The 17,498-nt window shown below is 64.9% G+C and carries 13 protein-coding genes and 5 pseudogenes; 8 read left to right on the top strand and 10 right to left on the bottom strand.

Translation table 11 applies throughout. The features are described from left to right. Positions 1-172: 172 nt before the first annotated feature. The 4 genes from IPK75_19760 to IPK75_19745 all read right to left on the bottom strand — a co-directional run bounded on the left by IPK75_19760 (position 173) and on the right by IPK75_19745 (position 2,873). On the bottom strand, positions 173-916 hold the full coding sequence (locus tag IPK75_19760; GenBank protein MBK8200578.1) for a hypothetical protein: 744 nt from the start codon (positions 914-916) through the stop codon (positions 173-175). Between the two features lie 90 nt (positions 917-1,006). Further along, positions 1,007-1,615: a trypsin-like peptidase domain-containing protein gene (locus tag IPK75_19755; protein ID MBK8200577.1), complete on the bottom strand. Its 609-nt coding sequence runs from the start codon at positions 1,613-1,615 to the stop codon at positions 1,007-1,009. 294 nt (positions 1,616-1,909) lie between these two features. Next, positions 1,910-2,509, bottom strand: coding sequence for a hypothetical protein (locus IPK75_19750; GenBank protein MBK8200576.1), 600 nt, complete (start codon positions 2,507-2,509; stop codon positions 1,910-1,912). Beyond that, positions 2,424-2,873: a hypothetical protein gene (locus IPK75_19745; GenBank protein MBK8200575.1), complete on the bottom strand. Its 450-nt coding sequence runs from the start codon at positions 2,871-2,873 to the stop codon at positions 2,424-2,426. The genes IPK75_19750 and IPK75_19745 overlap by 86 nt, the downstream gene beginning before the upstream one ends. Positions 2,874-4,047: 1,174 nt before the next feature. On the opposite strand from IPK75_19745, the gene IPK75_19740 reads away from it, so the two are divergent. From IPK75_19740 to IPK75_19730, 3 genes are all read left to right on the top strand, one after another. Beyond that, the gene (locus IPK75_19740) at positions 4,048-4,584 is read left to right on the top strand and encodes a hypothetical protein (protein MBK8200574.1); all 537 of its coding nucleotides are present in this window, start codon (positions 4,048-4,050) and stop codon (positions 4,582-4,584) included. Further along, the gene (locus IPK75_19735) at positions 4,584-5,210 is read left to right on the top strand and encodes a trypsin-like peptidase domain-containing protein (protein ID MBK8200573.1); all 627 of its coding nucleotides are present in this window, start codon (positions 4,584-4,586) and stop codon (positions 5,208-5,210) included. Before IPK75_19740 ends, IPK75_19735 begins: the two co-directional genes overlap by 1 nt. A 287-nt stretch (positions 5,211-5,497) precedes the next feature. Beyond that, entirely contained in the window at positions 5,498-5,902 is a 405-nt protein-coding gene (locus IPK75_19730; GenBank protein MBK8200572.1) for a hypothetical protein, read from the top strand. A gap of 191 nt (positions 5,903-6,093) precedes the next feature. Here IPK75_19730 and IPK75_19725 read toward each other — a convergent pair. The 3 genes and pseudogenes from IPK75_19725 to IPK75_19715 form a co-directional block, all read right to left on the bottom strand. Beyond that, a pseudogene (locus IPK75_19725) lies at positions 6,094-6,466 on the bottom strand (winged helix-turn-helix transcriptional regulator). Then, positions 6,450-9,582 (bottom strand): annotated as a pseudogene (locus tag IPK75_19720) (efflux RND transporter permease subunit). Before IPK75_19720 ends, IPK75_19725 begins: the two co-directional pseudogenes overlap by 17 nt. Beyond that, on the bottom strand, positions 9,579-10,076 hold the full coding sequence (locus tag IPK75_19715) for an HlyD family efflux transporter periplasmic adaptor subunit (protein ID MBK8200571.1): 498 nt from the start codon (positions 10,074-10,076) through the stop codon (positions 9,579-9,581). Before IPK75_19715 ends, IPK75_19720 begins: the two are co-directional and overlap by 4 nt. Positions 10,077-10,098: 22 nt before the next feature. Here IPK75_19715 and IPK75_19710 point away from each other — a divergent pair, with 22 nt between their 5' ends. The 4 genes and pseudogenes from IPK75_19710 to IPK75_19695 all read left to right on the top strand — a co-directional run bounded on the left by IPK75_19710 (position 10,099) and on the right by IPK75_19695 (position 12,799). Further along, positions 10,099-10,551: a hypothetical protein gene (locus tag IPK75_19710; protein MBK8200570.1), complete on the top strand. Its 453-nt coding sequence runs from the start codon at positions 10,099-10,101 to the stop codon at positions 10,549-10,551. A 221-nt stretch (positions 10,552-10,772) separates the two neighbouring features. Next, a pseudogene (locus IPK75_19705) lies at positions 10,773-12,046 on the top strand (NAD(P)/FAD-dependent oxidoreductase). 11 nt (positions 12,047-12,057) lie between these two features. Further along, on the top strand, positions 12,058-12,507 hold the full coding sequence (locus IPK75_19700) for a thiol reductase thioredoxin (GenBank protein MBK8200569.1): 450 nt from the start codon (positions 12,058-12,060) through the stop codon (positions 12,505-12,507). 31 nt (positions 12,508-12,538) lie between these two features. Next, positions 12,539-12,799, top strand: a pseudogene (locus IPK75_19695) (DUF2892 domain-containing protein). Here IPK75_19695 and IPK75_19690 read toward each other — a convergent pair. Next, complete coding sequence (locus tag IPK75_19690) at positions 12,751-15,282, bottom strand: FtsX-like permease family protein (GenBank protein MBK8200568.1); 2,532 nt, start codon at positions 15,280-15,282, stop codon at positions 12,751-12,753. The pseudogene IPK75_19695 and the gene IPK75_19690 overlap by 49 nt on opposite strands. Further along, a pseudogene (locus IPK75_19685) lies at positions 15,279-15,960 on the bottom strand (ABC transporter ATP-binding protein). Before IPK75_19685 ends, IPK75_19690 begins: the two are co-directional and overlap by 4 nt. Positions 15,961-16,087: 127 nt before the next feature. On the opposite strand from IPK75_19685, the gene IPK75_19680 reads away from it, so the two are divergent. Beyond that, entirely contained in the window at positions 16,088-16,780 is a 693-nt protein-coding gene (locus IPK75_19680; GenBank protein MBK8200567.1) for an arylesterase, read from the top strand. 56 nt (positions 16,781-16,836) lie between these two features. On the opposite strand, the gene IPK75_19675 is transcribed toward IPK75_19680, so the two are convergent. After that, positions 16,837-17,400, bottom strand: coding sequence for a type 1 glutamine amidotransferase (locus IPK75_19675; GenBank protein MBK8200566.1), 564 nt, complete (start codon positions 17,398-17,400; stop codon positions 16,837-16,839). Positions 17,401-17,498 lie beyond the last annotated feature (98 nt).

The raw sequence follows: 17,498 nt of genomic DNA, 5'->3' as shown, positions 1-17,498 counted from the left end.
GCCCCGAAGGTGCTGCTCGGACGAAAGACGTCTCGTCGGCACGACAGCAGACTTGTCGGGCGAGCCGCCTTTCTCAAACTCATAGATTATTGCGGTAACCGCATGCTCGCTCGTGAATGGCAGGGCTGCATATTCGGGCGGCAATCGATCGGCCGCGCGCACAAACCAGGCCTCAGCGGACGCGACCGTTGGCGGCCCGCCTTCTGCTATCACAGGCTGGTCTGATACGATCAGTACGATCACCCGGTGAAGCCCTCCGGACCGTAGATGAGCTGCGCAATAAAGCCCGCAAACCCGAAAGGTTGGGAATCGGTTGGATCATAATGGCGACCATTGGGATCGGGGTGCCATCGGCCTTGATCTTCTCAAGCCGGGCAACGATCGCGAACCCGCCGTCGACGCGGTAAAAGCCGTAGTCGGAATAACCCGTCTCCCGAAATACTGCCGCGATGTGGTCGCCGACATCGCCGAGGCTCGGCGCGATCTTGCCGAGGCTTTTTACAAAAGCAGCGCGTACGGCCGCGTCCATTGACGCGCGTGTTGACCACTCGGGCACAGGACCTAAATCGGGCAACGCCTTGTCGTCGCGGGCGGGGGCTTGGGGTGTCTTGCCCAGCGACCTCGCGCGTGCAGGCGCTGAGGGATCGCTCGTTCCGCCGTCGTTTACACCGCGCGAATCGTCGGTTCCGGAATTCTGCGAGTTGTTTTCCTTTCGCTCGCAGACCGCGTATTTCTCGTCCGACGCCTTGTCGCACCGGCTGATACAGGCATCAGTCTGGCAGGCTGCGGCGCAGACGGTCAGGGCTTCATCAACCCGGGCATAACAGTCCGCATCTGCGTCCTGGGCCGTTGCTTCGGGAGACTGGAAAGCGGCTAGCAACAGGACAATGAGAGCAATCTGTTTCAGGTCGCGCATGCTCTGGCCCGATCAGGATGGATGCAGTCTGATGTTATCGACCATTAGAGGCGCCTGCAAGAATTCTGGTTTTGGCCCATGTCAATCCAATTAGGGCGACGGACCGGCCAGGCGGATTTCGCAACTTGCGGCGAGGTCCGCGATGCGGCCCTTCAGAAACCGGTCGATGGGAAGGGCATAGTTGTCGGCGCCGCGCACCGGCCCGCCGGATGGGCTCGCCGGCGCGCGCGTGAGCATCGCCGCGAGCGCCCAGCCGGTTTCCGACAAGACCAGTATCGGTCCTCCGGAATTGCCGCTGGTCGCCGCGCAATCGGTCACGACGATACGGTTGGCAAGTTTCCGGGTGATGGCGCAGTCGGGATCAATCCACATTTCAGGGGCTTCCGGATCCGAGAGGTCACCCGGAAATCCGGCGAGCGCGGCGCGCTGCGCTCTCGCCCCGCAGCAATTGCCCGGCAGCAGCGGCAGCGGCGCAAAGCCCGCAATCGGCGATGAAAGTTCCAGGATGGCCCAGTCATCAAACAAGGCACTGCGCCGCGCACCTTTCTGACCACCTTGTTCGACAAGGCGCGCCGGCAGGACCGAAAAGCCGGCGGCCGGAGAGCCGTCGTGCGCCCGATTGGAAAGGCTGATACTGAAGGTTCTTGAAACAGGCGCGAGGGCCGATTCCTCGACGCCAAGGACATGCCTGGCGGTCAGGACATGGCAAGGTTACCAGCACGCCCGATCCCGCGTCCTCGACAATCCGGCCGGTTCCGGCCGCCCTGATTTCCGAAAAACTCCGTACAAGGACCACAGCCCTGCTGCGCCGGCGAGCTGCGCATCTTCAAGTTCAAGCTGCCGGATCCGTCCGGACGCGTCGTCTGGCTGCGCCTGGCGCCCGGTGTGAAGCGCCGCGGCCAGGAAGGCCAGAGCCGCGATCCGCGGCACAAGCCTGCCCGGCGCTTCATTGCTTGCGGCGCGGCGGGACCGGCAGCCGGCCGGCCAGGGACCCTAGTCGCCGGTTGATACCGGCACCATTTCACCGCGCGCCAGTGCCACCTGAAGCCGGGCATCGCCGGTCTGGGTCGCCGCCTGGACTTCGGCGCCGGCATTGCGCTGGGCAATCAGGGCGGCCTGGTGCCCATTGCCGGCGATGACTGGATCCGGTCGAACGACCTGGGCCATCCAGGCAGGCGCCGAACCGTCTTCCGGATCGGGCGCCGCGAGCGCACTCAGGTCCGGCTTCGCCGCCGCTGCCGGCGCGCCGAACGCCGAGGTCGTCGATCCGAACGCCGACGTTGAGGACCCGACCGGGGCAGAGGCGGCGAGGATGGCCGGTGGAATGACTTCGACGGCATAGGCTTCGGCCGGGCCGCGCAGCGAGGCGGTGCTGGTGCCTTCCACCTGCGCCTGCGCCTGGACCATCGCCATGATGTCGGTATCGAAATACTTCAGTATGTCGCCGTAGAGTTCCTTGTCATCGGCAAGCGCGGCCGTGATCATTGCCTCTTCCCGGTCGAGCTGCTCAAGCACCTTGGCGTCGGATTTGGCCGCCTTCTTGTTGTCTTTCTCGATTGACTTGCGCGCCTTGTCGTCGGGAGTCGCCTGCAACGCCGCCGCGCGCGCGCCGCATCGCGACGCAGAATTCGGTCCGCGTCGCAATGAGACGCTTCTCCCAGGTATCGATCTGGTTTGCCCGGCAGTCGCCGGTTGGCTGGATCGACGTGATCACATTGTCGAGCCGGGTCGCATACCCTGCCGCGTCGCTGTCGATCAGGCGAACGAGCTCTGCATTGTCCTGCGTAATCTGCCGCTTTGCTGCCAGGTACTGATCGATGCCGCCTGCAAACCCGCCGATAACAGCTCCGGCAATCATCGCGGTGGTCTGGGTATCATTGGACTGGCCCTGGGTTGCCAGTCCGCCGACCAGGCCCCCGCCCAGAACTCCGACCAGGACACCTTTCGTGACCTGCATGCGCATCTGGTCGCGGTTCTGCTTGCGTATCTGCTCCGCGGGGCGCGCTGGGCGGCGCAGACGCCTATCGCATCGCTGTCCTTGGCATCGGCCTGCGCGGTTGATGTGATCGCCAGAACAGCGAATGCGAATGCGGTCGAGAACCGGCGCATACTACCCCCCATGATCCGTCGGCCTGACCCGCCGATCAAGGGCGACGGTAAGTTGAACATCCGGAATTGTCAAACCCCCGGGCGACGGCGCAGCAAATACCGTATACTGATATTGCAGGCCGTTGTGCAGTCTGGAGGTCGCCGCGCGGCGCGCCGGAGACGATTGACAAGGCCGCTGTTTGCCAAGCAAATCTGGTGTGCGATCGGGGGCTGGAATGCGCGGATTTTCTTGCAGGTTCGTCCGGTTTTCCGCAGCGTTCTGTACACTCCTGGCCTGCGTGGCGGCGGCCGGCTGGCTACCGGCCGGCGCCGACGCGCGGCCAGGTTCGGTCCTGCGCGGCAGCCTGACAGGCGGCATCTGGATAGAGCTGGCGCATGACGGCCAGGACTATGCCGAACTGGCTGTGCTGGACGGGCTTCCGGGCGGTCCGCCGCAGACCCAGTTCATTGCCCTGATCACAGATCGTTCCGGGGGGAGGGTGCGCGCTTCGGGCGCCCGATGGCGCGGCCGAGGTCTCACCGTGTCCTTTCAACGGTTCCTATGCGGCGCGCGTTTCCATTTCCGCCTTCTCGGGCAGCGCTGTGCTGCAGGAAGTGGGCTGGGAGGGAAGCTTTGCCTGGGGAAATCCTGCGGCCGGCGCCGACGATGTCCGCACGCGGTGCGCCCTACCAACCCTCAGCCGTGCAGGCTATTTTTCGGAACACCGCTTTCGCCGTGGCGGCCGCGAGGCTTTCAAAGGGCGCCGCGTCCCTCCAGCCGCGCTCTTCGGCGGCGACCGGCGAACTTGAGCGTCTGAGGCGTGATCGGCTGATGGCCTATGCCATCATCATGCCGGACGCCCGAAGAAAGCCTGCGGGCCGAGCAGGTCGATGATGCCGTGGCGGCCGGCCGGTCCTCGGGCGGACCGTCCCCTGAATGAGGCAACAGTCCAGAAAAAGCTGCCTTCGAGCGGGATGTAGTCAATGCACCCCGGCGCGTGAGCCCACGCCAGGACCTTCTTGAAATCGACAGGGCCTTGTCCGTGATCTACGATGTCGGCGCAGGCAACCAGCAGGTCTCGACACTTTCCCTGCTGCGCCGCTCGGATTACCCGGCCGCCCTGACCGCTCTCAGGTCGGTGCTCGACGCGCGCCTTCCGGGCTCTGTCTCCGATCTCGTTTCACTTGAAGCTGCCATCGGCGAACTCGACAATTGCGCACTGGCGCTCGCTCAGCCGGGCAACGCAGAAGCCAGAAACCTGGTGCGCGCCGCGATGGCGGCTCGGTCGGCCGACATTGCTGACGCGATCACGATCGCGGTCAATACCAGCGCAAGCGCCAGCGCAGCGCGGTCCGCGCTGCAGGCCTATGAAAGCAATGCTGCCGTCAGCCAGGCCCTGGAGGCCGGCGGCCAGTCCGCGGCGCTGGAACGCGCGCGGCAAGATCCTCCAACTTGCCCTGCAGAAGAAAATCAAGGCTTGAAGCCGAGAAGCAGGCCGCCCTCGAGGCGGAGCGCGACCGGCTTCCGCCAACCACGTCGAAGCCGGGGTTCGATTACGAGCGTGTCCGGCGCGCTGTGATGTTCATAAGCAACGACAAGGAACGCACGCGCGGGTCCGGGTTTGTCGTCGCGCCCGGCTACGTGGTTACAAACTCCCACGTGGTCGGCAGTTCCAGGGACGTGTATGTCATCCCCAACAATTCCGGTTATGCCGACGCGCTGGCGGCGAAGGTGGTTGCAAAGGATGACCGGCGCGATCTTGCCGTGCTGAGCGTGCCGGGACTGAAAGGAAAAGTCGTCGCACTCGCGGGGCTTGATCCCGCCATCGGCGGCGCGGCGTACGCGCTCGGCTTTCCCGGCGTAGCCGACAGTCTGTTTACGGACGAACAGGTCAGGTACGATGACATGATAGCGTCCGTCACGAACGGTATCGTCTCACGGGTCGTGGACGGTTCGGCCGGCTTGCTCTCCGGCATGGCAAACTCGCATCTTGTTCAGCATACTGCAGATATTGCGCCTGGAAATTCCGGCGGCGCGCTGGTGGATGCCTGCCACCGGGTGATCGGGGTCAATTCGCTGTACACCAAGGATCCGACGCGCAAGACAACCCAGGAAGTGGCGTTCTCGATCTCCAGCCTGGAGGTCATCAGCTTCCTGAAAGAATCGGGTGTGACGCCGCAGGTCGATACCAGCACATGCAAATAGTCCGTGCACGTGCCCGGTTTTTGCTCGGCCCGGACGCCGCGGACGAAGCCGGAAGGGCGTCTCGTAGACGTGTGGAGCCGCAGCCCGAACAGGCGGGCGGTCGGCGGCGCCTGCGCCTCGGGCCCGCCCGCGCCAAGCCGGAGCAATCCGGGGAAAGTGCTTCAATCAGGACATTCGATGGCCGGCAACTGCAGGGCACCGGGACATTGCCGTTATCAGCCGTCAGGCGATATTGAAGCTTCGCGGGCGTCAAAACCAAGCGGCGAGCACACGGCGGCCGAGCGCAAATGCCTTCCAGAACCTCGCGCCGGAACCAGATTCTAGCGGGGAGTGCATCTGCGCGCCCCGGCGGGTTCCCCGGATCGGTAAGAATACGCCTCGACAAGGTGTGGAACGGCTCATTTCTTCCCGATCGGGAAGACAAAGAGCGGGCGCTGGCGCAGGCGGCCGGTCTTTCGGAGCCGGCTGTCCTTCGCCGTCTGACGGCGCTCTGCCGACGGAACGGTGCAGAGCTCGACGGCGCGCGCGACGAAGTCAGGGCAATGCCGGCAGGCGCCGGCGTGCTGCTCGAGACTGTCTCGGCGGAAATTGCGGCGCGGGCCGCGACGGTCGCCTTCAATGCCGGGGAGGACGGACCGGATGAAGCGGCTGAGGCGGCCGCGCGCGGGAAGGGTGAGGCCCTGTCCACCTGACGCCGCCCGCACCGGTTTGGCGTTCGCGTCAGCCGTGGTCCACCAGGTTTGTTCGCCCGGCGGCTTCCCGGGAGGCTCGGGATGGGTGGTCCGTGCCAGGCTTTGATATCCAGCGGCAGGTTGGCTTGAAAGAGGACGCCTGGAACCGGCCGGAACCCGATGAGCGCAGCCCGGCGTCAGGTGCCCGTGGCCTAGCCAGGTCTTGCTGGCCATGGACAAGCCTCAGGTTCAGCCTCGGGCCGGCGGCTCGTCGGTATAGTGCTGGCAGAGCTATCGATGACATCGCGCGCGATACCATCGAGGCTGCGATAGTAGATCGTCTGTCCATCGCGCCGGCTGTCACCAAGACCCGCCGCGCGCAGTTTTGACAGATGCTGCGAAACCGTCGACTGGGATTGGTTGGTGATTTCAGCCAGCCCTGTTTACAGGCAACTCGCCTGAGCTGAGGGCGCAGAGGATCATCAGGCGCGTTTCGCTCGCCATGGCTTTCAGCGTACTGGCGGCCTCGGCGGCGCGGCCCGCGACAATGTCGATCGCGTCGGCAGCCTTAAGCTTCAATGGCATCGGAAAGGCCTTCTCCTGTTTCAGGGCGCGCGCCGGGCTGTGCGGGCCTGACCGGCCGCCATTCCGGCCCCCTCAGGGCTATATAGATCGCGGGGATTACCAGAACAGTAAGCGCTGTCGATGAGGCGAGGCCGAACAACAGCGAAATCGCCAGTCCCTGAAAGATGGGGTCGGCGAGGATGACTGCCGCGCCGAGCATGGCGGCCAAGGCCGTCAGCAGGATCGGTTTGAACCGGATGGCGCCGGCGTCCAGCAAAACCTGCCGCAGGGGCGTCTCGTCGTCGCTCAGGTGGCGGATGAAATCCACCAGCAGGATCGAGTTGCGCACGATGATGCCCGCCAGCGCGATGAAGCCGATCATCGAAGTGGCCGTGAATGCCGCGCCGAACATCCAGTGCCCGATCATGATGCCGATGAAGGTCAGCGGCACCGGGGTCAGGATCACCAGCGGCAGACCGTAAAGGCTGATCGAGGGCATTTCCAGGCCCTCTGCCGCCCAGTCGAACGCCTTGATGCGTGCCTCGATCTCGAACATCCCGTAGATCGGCGCCTCGAACCGTCCCGCAAGTTCGCCGAGCACCATGTCGGCAAAGTGCCCATCACGGCGGAAGATGGTCAACGACCCTTCCTCCTCCCGCAGTTCAACAAGTTCGCCGAGCTCGGCCGGCGCAACGTCAGTGCCAGCGAGGCGCCGCGGCACCGGCGTCGCAGCTGTCTGCTGCGACCAGCTGCGTTCGGAACGTGGAAGATAGACGCGGATGTTGAGCGGATCGCGGCCTTCGCCGCGCGGTGAAACGCCGACAGTCTGGCCATGAAAGGCCAGATTGATCGTGTCCAGAATATCCGACTGCAGAACGCCGGCGTCTGCAGCGCGGGGCTCGTCGATCCCGAAGGTCATACGCGGCGCCGCTTCGCCGGATCGAATTGTCGACATCGACGATGAAGTCGGTCTCGGCAAAGAACCGCTCGATGATGGCTGCCGTCTTGCGGCGCACTTCGGGCGTCGGACCATAAATCTCTGCCATCAGGGTGGAGATGACAGGCGGGCCGGGCGGCACTTCAACGACTTTCACGCGCGCGCCTTCTGGCAGGGGCACAGCGGACACACGCGCGCGCAGCTCCAGCGCAATTTCATGGCTGGCGCGGCTGCGCTCCTCTTTTTCGGTGAGGTTCACCTGCAGGTCGCCGAGCTCGGGGCTGGCGCGCAGGAAGTAATGGCGGACGAGACCGTTGAAATTGAACGGGGCCGCTGTGCCGGCATAGGCCTGGATCGTCTTTACTTCCTCGACCGGCGCGATGGCATCAGCCAGCGCAAGCAGCGCGCGTTCGGTATCTTCGAGCGCCGCGCCTTCCGGCAAGTCGACGATCACCTGCACTTCGGACTTGTTGTCGAAAGGAAGCAGTTTGACCGGCACGGCCCGGGTAACAAAGAACAGGAGGGATAGAAGCGTCGCTGCGCCCACCGCACTCAGGAAAATCCATGCGTTGCGTTTCGATGCAACAATCGGCGCGGCGACGCGCCGGTAGAATCCGCTGAGGCGTGTCTCACCGGCGTGCGAGTGAGCATCCGCGCTGACGGGCGCCCTGCTGACAATTTTCATCATCAGCCAGGGGGCGATGCCGACGGCCACGAAGAACGAGAACACCATGGCGGCAGATGCATTCGCCGGAATGGGCGCCATGTAGGGGCCCATCAATCCGGATACGAACATCATGGGCAACAGCGCCGCAATCACGGTCAGCGTCGCGATGACAGTCGGATTACCCACCTCGGATACGGCATCAATCGCGGCCTCCGCGCGCGTGCGGCCATCCTTCATCGCCCAATGGCGAGCAATGTTCTCGATGATCACGATCGCATCGTCGACAAGGATGCCGATGGCAAAGATCAATGCAAACAGGCTCACCCGGTTGATCGTGTAGCCCATCATCAACGAGGCGAACAAAGTCAGCAGGATGGTCGTCGGGATGACGATCAGGGTCACCAGCGCTTCGCGCCGACCAATGCTGAACGCAATCAGCACGACAATCGACACGGTGGCCAGCCCCAGATGGAACAGGAGCTCGTTCGCCTTGTGGTTTGCCGTCGCGCCATAGTTGCGCGTGACCTCGACGTTCACGCCTTCGGGAACCAGTGGGCCTTTCAGCGATTCCAGCCGCTGGAGCACTGCTTCAGAGACGACAACGGCATTCGCGCCCGGCCGTTTGGCAATCGTCACGGTCACCGCTGGCCTTGCATCCAGATGGCCCGCCTCGTCAGTTTGTATCGTCCACACGCGCGCGTCTGTTTCAGCGCCGGTCACGCGGACATTCGCGACGTCGCTGAGATAGACAATGCGTCCACCGGCACCCCGGATCTGCAGGCGCTCAAGTTCATTCACCGCCGCGACCCGGTCACCCGCCTGCACGATCAGGGACTCGCCTTCCTGGTGCGCCCGGCCAGACGGCAGCGCGGCGGCCGCCGCCGAGACGCTCTGCACCAGCGTCTGCAGCGAGACGCCTTGCGCTGACAAGGCTTCGACCTCCGGCTCGATCCTCAGTTCCAGGGGCCGCCCGCCAATCACATCGGTCAGGCCTACATCCTTGACCTTGGTCAGCTCGCCTCGCAGCTCGTCCGCGACCATCCGCAGGGCCGTATCGTTCCAGACATTGCCGGTGGACGCGTCGGGCGAGAGCGTCAGGGAGACGATCGGTACGTCATTGATCCCGCGACCGACCACGAGCGGCATCGGCACGTCATAGGGAATGGAGTCGAGGTTTGCCCGTATCTTCTCGTGCACGCGCAGGATGGCGTTGTCCGCATCCGTGCCCACGGCGAACCGGGCGGTCACGAGCGCACCGTCATCGCGCGTCTGGGAATAGACGTGCTCGACATCCGGGATCGCCATCAGGATGCTTTCGAGCGGCTTGGTCACCTGCTCGGTCGCATCCGCCGCGCGAAGTCCGGGCGCCGAGACCATGATGTCGACCATGGGCACGGAGATCTGCGGCTCCTCCTCGCGCGGGATCGAGAGCAGCGCGATCAGCCCGACCGCCAATGCCGACAGCAGGAACAGCGGCGTAAGCGGCGAGCGGATGGTTGCGCGCGTGATCGCGCCGGACAGATCGGGCGTCATGGACGCGGTTCCGGCTTCTCGATCCGGTCACCGGGCCTGAGCCCCGAGAGAATTTCGAATTGCCCGGCCGTGTCCACCAGCGGCGCTGCCAGCGCAACCGGCGCGTCGATGAAGCGCTCGCCGACCTGGACCCGGACAAAGTCGACGCCGAAGCGGGTCGACACATAGTCCTTGGGAATCCGGATAGCGCGCCGCTCACCGACGGGCGCCAGAACGTCGACGCGCTCTCCGAACAGCGCTGTCAGGCCGCCCTCGACCTTCGCGTCGGCAATGACAGAGCCCTGTTTCAGCTCGGGATAGATCCGGATCACGGTGGCCGTGCGGATTTCATCCGAGCGGGAAGGCAGCCGCAGTGAAATGGTCTCGCCTTCTTCCAGCGTCGCCGCGTGGCGCTCGGGCAAGGCGAGGCGAACGACCCCGTTCACCGTCGCAAAGCTGGCCAGAACGTCCCCCGGAGAAACAACCGATCCTTTCACCACGCCCACATCGGTCACATGGGCGTCCGCCGGCGCGAGAATGCGTCCTTCGGCCTCGCGGGCCGACAGCGCGCTTCTCCGCTTCAGCTGTTGCGAGGCTTCGTTTCAGGACGTCGAGCGAGGTCTTCTCCTCATCCAGCCGGGCGCGCGGGTAGAAGCCCTGCGCCAGAAGGCCTTCATTGCGTGCAATGTCGCTTTCCTGCTGTTTCACCTGCGACTTCAGTCCCTCGATTGTGGAGCCGAGCGCGGAGAGCTGCGGGGAAAGGGTGCTGTCCGTGACCACTGCGACCAGGCTGCTGGCCTTGACGATCTGGCCCTCGACGACGTTCAGCTGCGTGACCACGCCCTGAAGGCGCGACCGGGCGGTCGCGGTGTCGCCCGCTTCGATGCGGGCAATGACCGGCCGGTAATCGACCACGACCGCTTCTTCCACGGTCAGGGTCTGGGCAAGGGCGATCGGGGCAGGGGTCATCAGCATTGCTGCGAGACCTAGCCCTGTCGCCATGATCATTCGGGCGCCCTTAGGCCGCCTCGGTGGCCTGCTGCCCGTCATCCGCCCCGGCAGATGTTCCATCCCGCGTTCCTTCAATCTTCCCAGTCCTTCGCTGCGGGACAGATCGAAACATCTTCATCCCGCCCGCAATGCGTATATCTACATATATTATGAAATAATAAAATATGCTATTCGTCGCTTAGCGAAGGGGAGAGTCAGCCATGGCGAAGATTGTAGTTCTGGGTGCGGGCCTCGGCGGCGTCATCGCCGCTTATGAAATCCGAAAATCGGTCAGACCCGAAGACGAAGTGGTCGTGATCAACGAGAATCCGTTCTACCAGTTTGTGCCGTCGAACCCCTGGGTCCTCGTCGGTTGGCGTGATCGGCAGGACATCGTGGTCGATCTGGCGAAGCCGATGAAGAAACGGCGCATCGAACTGGTCGTCGGCAAGGCCGAGAAAGTTGAACCGGACGAGAAACGTGTCCGGCTGCCCGGCGGACGGGCTGTGTCGTATGACTATCTCGTCATTGCAACCGGCCCTGAGCTGGCTTTCGACGAGATCGAAGGGCTCGGCCCGAATGGGCACACGCAATCTGTCTGCCACATCGATCATGCCTTGCAGGCGCACGCTGCGTTCGAAGCTTTCTGCGCCGACCCGGGCCCGGTGATCGTCGGCGCCGTGCAGGGCGCGTCGTGTTTCGGGCCCGCCTACGAGACCCTCATGATCATTGAAACCGAGCTGCGGCGCCGGAAGATCCGCGACCGGGTACCGATGACCTACGTGACGTCTGAGCCTTACATCGGCCACCTCGGCCTTGACGGTGTTGGCGACACCAAGAGCCTGCTCGAAAGCGAACTGCGCGCCCGCCACATCAAATGGATCACCAATGCCCGTGTTGTAAAAGCTGAGCCGGGCAAGATGATTGTCGAGGAGATGGCCGAAGACGGGAGCGTCAAGCAGCTTCATGAGCTCCCGATGAAGTTCTCGATGATGCTCCCGGCTTTCCGGGGCGTGGAGGCCGTGCGGGGGATTGAGGGCCTGACCAATCCGCGCGGTTTCATCCTCACCGACAGGCACCAGAGAAACGAGAAGTACAAGGAAATCTTCGGCATTTGCGTTTGCATCGCGATTCCGCCGATCGGCAAGACGCCGGTGCCGGTCGGTGTGCCGAAGACGGGCTTCATGATTGAATCCATGGTCACCGCAACGGCCGAGAACCTTGGCCAGATCGTCAGGGCGAGGCGCCCACGCACGAGGCGACCTGGAACGCCATCTGCCTTGCCGATTTCGGCGACAAGGGTGTCGCCTTCGTGGCGCAGCCCCAGATCCCGCCGCGCAATGTGAACTGGTCCGGATCCGGCGGCTGGGTGCACACCGCGAAAGCGGGCTTCGAGAAATACTTTATCGGCAAGGTGAAGGCTGGCGTGTCCGAGACCTTCTATGAAAACGCCGTGCTCGGACTGATCAAGACACACAAGATCAAGGCAGGGTGAGGCGTACGGCGATGGCATCCGACAAAGACCGGAATATCCTGTGCCTGGCCTGCGGCGCGGTCAATCGTCTGCCGGCTGACAAGTCGCTGTCAGGCGCGAAGTGTGGCCGCTGCGCTGCAACGCTGGCAACGCCGGAGCCCGTTGACATCACCTCCCAGCAACTCGCTGATCTCCAGTCGAAGGACACCGGCGCCTATCTGCTGGATGTCTGGGCGCAGTGGTGCGGGCCGTGCCGGATGATGGCGCCGCACTACCGCGCCGCCGCTGGCAGGCTGAGCTCCGACGTGCGCTTCTTCAAACTGGACTCCGACCAGAACAGGGAAGCTGCAGCCCGTCTCCAGATCCGCGGCATACCCACACTCTTCGGCTGGAGCGGCGGCAAGCTCATCGCCAACCAGCCCGGCGCCCAGACCGGGGCAGCGCTTGAGACCTGGATCCGCAAAGCCTTCACACTCGCCTGACCCTCAACCCTTCTCGCACGGAGCCTTTCCCATGAACCTCGACCGCGCCGTCCTGGCCTTTGCCGGAATTGTAGTCCTGCTGAGCCGCACGCTTGGCTAGTTCGTTGCGCCTTACTGGTTCCTCCTCACCGCCTTTGCAGGCCTCAACATGCTGCAGGCATCCCTCACAGGCTTCTGCCCGGCCGCCATGATCTTCAAGGCTGCCGGTATCAGCCGGGCAACGCCTTTCGGTGAGCGGCGCCATCACGGCGTTCTGAGCACGTCGGCCGGCCTACGCGACAGCGCCGAATAGCCCGCAGCCGCGCCGCCCGCGGCCGCGAGGGCGACGGCGGACGCGATCACGGCCGCCGCCGGCTGCCAGGGCAGGGACCACTTCGCCTCGAACACAAACACCACGACCGGATAAGCCGCCGCGACGCCGATCGCGGTGCCGAGCAGGGCAGCCACCCCTGCGGCCAGCCCGAACTCGGCCGCGTAAAGGCGCAGGATTTCGCCCTGCGATGCGCCGAACACTTTGAGCAGGGCCGCTTCGCGCCGCCGGCGGCGTGCGAGCGCGGCGAACGTTCCGACCAGCACCAGCAGGCCCGCCAGTGTCACGATCCCGGCGGCGGCGTTCACCGCTGCGGCGATCTGGCCGAACAGGCGCGCGGCCGTCTCGAGCGCCGGGCGCGTCTGGAACACGACCACTTCGCGCAGGTCCTTTCCGAGCGCCGCGATGACGGCGCTTTCCTGCTCCGGAGTGGCCTTCGCAATCGCCACGAAGGACGGGCTCATGGCTTCAAGTGTGCCGGGCGACAGGATGAACGCCGTGTTCGAGCCGATGCCGAACTGGCCCCAGTCCGCCTTGCGCAGCGAAGCGACCTTTGCGGTGATCTCGCGCCCCGCAATGCGGTAGCCGATCGTGTCGCCGACGCCGATACTGAGCCCGCGCGCGGCATCGAACTCGACGGAAACGAGCAGCGGACCCGAATAGCCGGCCGGCCACCATTCGCCGGCTACAAGTTCCGTCTCCGGCGGTTGTTCGTCCAGATAGGTCAGGCTCGTCTCGCCGCGCACAACCCAGCGCTCGGACTCTGCCACATCTGTCTCGACAAGCGGCTTGCCCTTGAGCGCGAACACGCGGGCGAGCACGAACGGGGCCTGCCGGAAGCGGTCAGGATCGCTGGTATCGATTCCGGCCGCCGACACGACTTCGTCGAAGGCCTCCACTTTCTCGTTCGGGATCTGAGAGAAAACCAGCGACGGCGCATTGGCCGGCGCCGTCGAAGAAATTTGCCGTATCAGGTTTGTCTGTACCGAGACGACCAGCACCAGCAACACCAGTCCAAGGCCAAGGGACGGCACGATCAGCGGCGCAAGCGAACCCGGTCCCCCAAGGTTGGCGAGCGCGATGCGCCAGAACCCGCGCGCGCTTCTGGCAAGTTTGCGCGCAATGCCTTTGACGATCCAGGCCGCGCCGGCAAAAATGCCCGCCGAGAGCAGCGCGCCGACAAGCAGCATGGCCGTGAGCATCGGGCGGTAGCTGGTTGCTACCGCAATCGCGGCGAGCAGCGCTGCGGCGCCAATGGCCCACGAGACCTCCAGCCAGGGCGCGCGCGCCTTGCCCGTCTGGCTTGTTTCGCGGAACAGGGCCGATGGCTTCGTTGACCGCGCCCGCCCGATCTCGGGCACGGCGAACACCGCTGCGGCCAGCAAGCCGAGGAGCAGCGCCTTCAACACGGGCAGCGGATAAAGCGCCAGCGCCTGAGGAATTGGAATGGAGCTGCCGGCAAACAAAGAGAGCAGGTAAGGCGCGGCGGCGCCCAGCGCTGTGCCTGCTAAGGCGCCGGCAAATGCGAGGGCGCCCAGTTGCAGCAGGTAAGCCGTCCGGATCGTGGCGGCATCGGCCCCGAACACTTTCAGCACAGCGATCGACTGCGTCCGGGAGGCAAGGAAAGCGGACGTGGCCTGTGCCACGCCGACGCCGCCCGAAACGAGCGCCGCAATGCCGATGATGGCGAGAAAACTGTTCAGTGTCCGGAGCAGGTTTTGCAGCCCGTCGACGGCGTCTTCCGGGGCGCGCAGGCGCGCGCCGCCATCGGGAAAAGTCTCTTCGAACTGCTTCCGTGCATCGTCCAACACTTCGCCGGGTTTGAACAGGATGCGGATGTCAGCCCGGAAGAGCTGGCTCGGCGTCAGGCGGCCTGCCTCGACCAGCGCGTCCAGCGCCACCATGGCTTCCGGCCCGAGGGCGCCGGGCGTGCCGATGCGGTCCGGGGCCGCGTCGAGGCGCGCCGTGATCACGCCGTCCACCGGTCCTATCTCCACAGCGTCGCCAATGTTAGCGCCGAACTTTTCGAGGAACGACCGGGTGACCACCACGCCCCACCGCTCGTCCCTCCGTTTCAGCGCCGTCTGAAGGTCGGCTTCGCCGCCGGACAGCTTTGCGGTCCCGATCAGCGGATAGCCATTGTCGACCGCGCGCACGTCAACTTGCGCCCGCACGCCGTTCGCGGCGCCCATGACATCGAGCGAGGCGGTCTCCGAAATCGTGCCAAGCCCCTCCGCGAAGCGGCGCTCTTCGTCTGTCGCCCGGCGCTGCGCGGTCGAGAACCGGGCGTCGGCGCCGAGCAAGGTGCGGGCTTCGCCGGCCACGCCCCGGGAGAAGGTCTCCGTCACCGAGCCTGCCGCCGCGATGGCCGCCGTGCCGAGGGCGAGGCAGGCGAGGTAGATCCAGAACCCCCGGATGCCCCTCGAAAGTTCGCGGCGCGCCAGCTTCACCGAAACGCTGCTCATACGATCTGGCCGTCCCGCATGTGGACCACGCGGCCGGCCCGGGCCGCGAGCTCGGCGTCATGCGTCACCAGGACGAGTGTGGCGCCGCGATCCCTGGCAATCGAGAAGAGCAGATCTGCCACCACACGCCCGCTTTCAGCGTCGAGGTTGCCGGTGGGTTCATCCGCAAAGACGAGCGCAGGGTCAGCAGGCGAGGGCGCGGGCGACCGCCACCCGCTGGCGCTCTCCGCCGGACAGCTGGCCGGGATAGTGCGTGCGACGCGCGCTCAGGCCGACGGCTTCGAGCGCTGCATTGGCGCGGGCATCGACCTTGTCGAGCCGGGCGATCTCGAGCGGCGCGCGGACATTGTCGAAGGCCGTCATGGTCTCCAGCAAATGAAATGACTGAAACACCATGCTGACCCGGCCCCGCCGCAGGCGCGCCAGCTGGTCTTCTCCATAGGTCTCGATCCGCTCACCCAGCAGCGTCACCTCGCCCCGGCTCGCGGCCTCAAGACCCGCTGCGACCGCGATCAGCGACGACTTGCCCGAGCCGGACGGGCCGACGATCGCCACGGTCTCGCCGCGCCCGGCGACAAAATCGACCCCCTTGAGGACATCCAGCGATGACGACCCGGCGATATTCGAAGCGGCAGGAAATGTAAGCCAGATCCCTGCCATTCTCAGCGCTTCGGTCATGTATCTAGTCTCTCCGGTCAGGGTCGCCGTACATTGTCAGGCGGCGACGGCGTGTCTATCGATATGTATGAACTCGTTTGCGTCGCCTATCCGGCAAGTGCCGCGGCTCATTGCCCTTTTCCTCGCCTTGGCGATCGTCCTCCTGTTGGCGGCCTGCGGACAGCCGGAAGCCGCTCCGCAACAGCCCGCCCAGCTTCCCGCTGGCATCGCCGAACAAGTTCCTGCGCCTGAGGCAGGCGAGGATGCGCTCGTCGTGGTTTTTCTCGGTGACAGCCTGACAGCAGGCTACGGCCTCGAGCCTGGCGACGCGCTGCCTGAACAGGTGGAGGCCGTCTGGCGAAGGAACGGAACGCATGCGGTCGCCGTTAATGCGGGCGTGTCGGGCGACACGACCGCGCAGGGGCTCGCCCGGTTCGACTGGAGCGTGACCTCGGCGAAGCCCGGCCTGCTTGTCGTGGCGCTTGGCGCCAACGACTACCTGCTGGGCGTGCCCCCGGATGTCACGCGGGCGAACCTGGCTGCCATTCTTGACCGGGCGAAGCAGGCCAACATTCCTGCCGTGCTTGTCGGCCTTTCACTGCGGGGCGAGATTGCCGACGGAAGCCGCGAGGCCGCCTTCGCCGCGATTTATCCGGGCCTCGCAGCCGAATATGGTGTGCCTTATTATCCGTCGCTGCTCGGACTGATCGAGGGCGATCCCTCGATGCTACAGGCCGACGGGCTTCATCCAACCCGGGACGGCGTGGTCCGCATCGCGGCGCCGCTCGCGGATTTCCTCACGCCTGTCATCGAAGCGATCGAACGGCCGGACACGCGCTGAGCGGCTTGGGCTGCTTTCGGTCCCGCTCCAATGATCGATGAACGCTGGCGCCGGCCTCAGCGACTCTGCGAGGCGGTCTCTGCCCGCGCCAGTTCCGAAACGATGCGCGCATTGAACTGGTCGAGATCGTCCGGCGTGCGTGAGGTCACGAGGCCGGCGTCTACCACCACGGCCTCATCGCTGACCTTGGCGCCGGCATTTTCCAGGTCCTTCTGCACAGCCTTCACGGCGGTCATGCTCCGCCCACGGACCACGCCCGCCGAAATCAGCACCTGAGGCCCGTGGCAGATCGCAAACACAGGTTTCCTGGCGTCGAAGAATGCCTTCACGAAGCTTTGCACCCTCTGATCTGTGCGCAGTGCATCCGGGCTGAACAGGCCGCCGGGGATCAAGAGGGCGTCATAATCAGAAGGCTTTGCCTTATCGAGCGTGACATCGACCTCGAATGTGTCGCCATGCTCGCGGTGCTTGTTGGCCTGGATCGTGCCGCCCTTCAGCGACACGATGTGCGTCTTCACGCCGGTCTCCTGCAGCCTGTCGCGCGGCGAGGTGAGTTCGACTTGCTCGAACCCGTCGGCGGCGAGAATGGCTACTGTTCTGGAATCGGTGTGATGGGTCATTTGCTGACTCCTTCTCTGCGGGTTTGGGGATGCAGATGCTACGTCCCGTTCCGCGAATCGTTCCGCGCGCGGCTCAGCTGCGCCCGTGTCCATTTTTT

This window comes from Acidobacteriota bacterium (genome assembly GCA_016712445.1).
In the GTDB taxonomy this organism is placed as follows: domain Bacteria; phylum Pseudomonadota; class Alphaproteobacteria; order Caulobacterales; family Hyphomonadaceae; genus Hyphomonas.
Note: the sequence above shows the minus strand (reverse complement) of the source record. Positions and strands in the feature narration are given on the sequence as shown.

Bases quoted from the DNA above. Each gene is read 5' to 3' on its own strand.
- IPK75_19760 (MBK8200578.1), bottom strand. From the start codon at position 916: ATGCGCGACCTGAAACAGATTGCTCTCATTGTCCTGTTGCTAGCCGCT.
- IPK75_19710 (MBK8200570.1), top strand. From the start codon at position 10,099: ATGCGTCCTTCGGCCTCGCGGGCCGACAGCGCGCTTCTCCGCTTCAGC.
- IPK75_19700 (MBK8200569.1), top strand. From the start codon at position 12,058: ATGGCATCCGACAAAGACCGGAATATCCTGTGCCTGGCCTGCGGCGCG.
- IPK75_19690 (MBK8200568.1), bottom strand. From the start codon at position 15,282: ATGAGCAGCGTTTCGGTGAAGCTGGCGCGCCGCGAACTTTCGAGGGGC.
- IPK75_19745 (MBK8200575.1), bottom strand. From the start codon at position 2,873: ATGCAGGTCACGAAAGGTGTCCTGGTCGGAGTTCTGGGCGGGGGCCTG.
- IPK75_19675 (MBK8200566.1), bottom strand. From the start codon at position 17,400: ATGACCCATCACACCGATTCCAGAACAGTAGCCATTCTCGCCGCCGAC.
- IPK75_19735 (MBK8200573.1), top strand. From the start codon at position 4,584: ATGTTCATAAGCAACGACAAGGAACGCACGCGCGGGTCCGGGTTTGTC.
- IPK75_19730 (MBK8200572.1), top strand. From the start codon at position 5,498: ATGCCTTCCAGAACCTCGCGCCGGAACCAGATTCTAGCGGGGAGTGCA.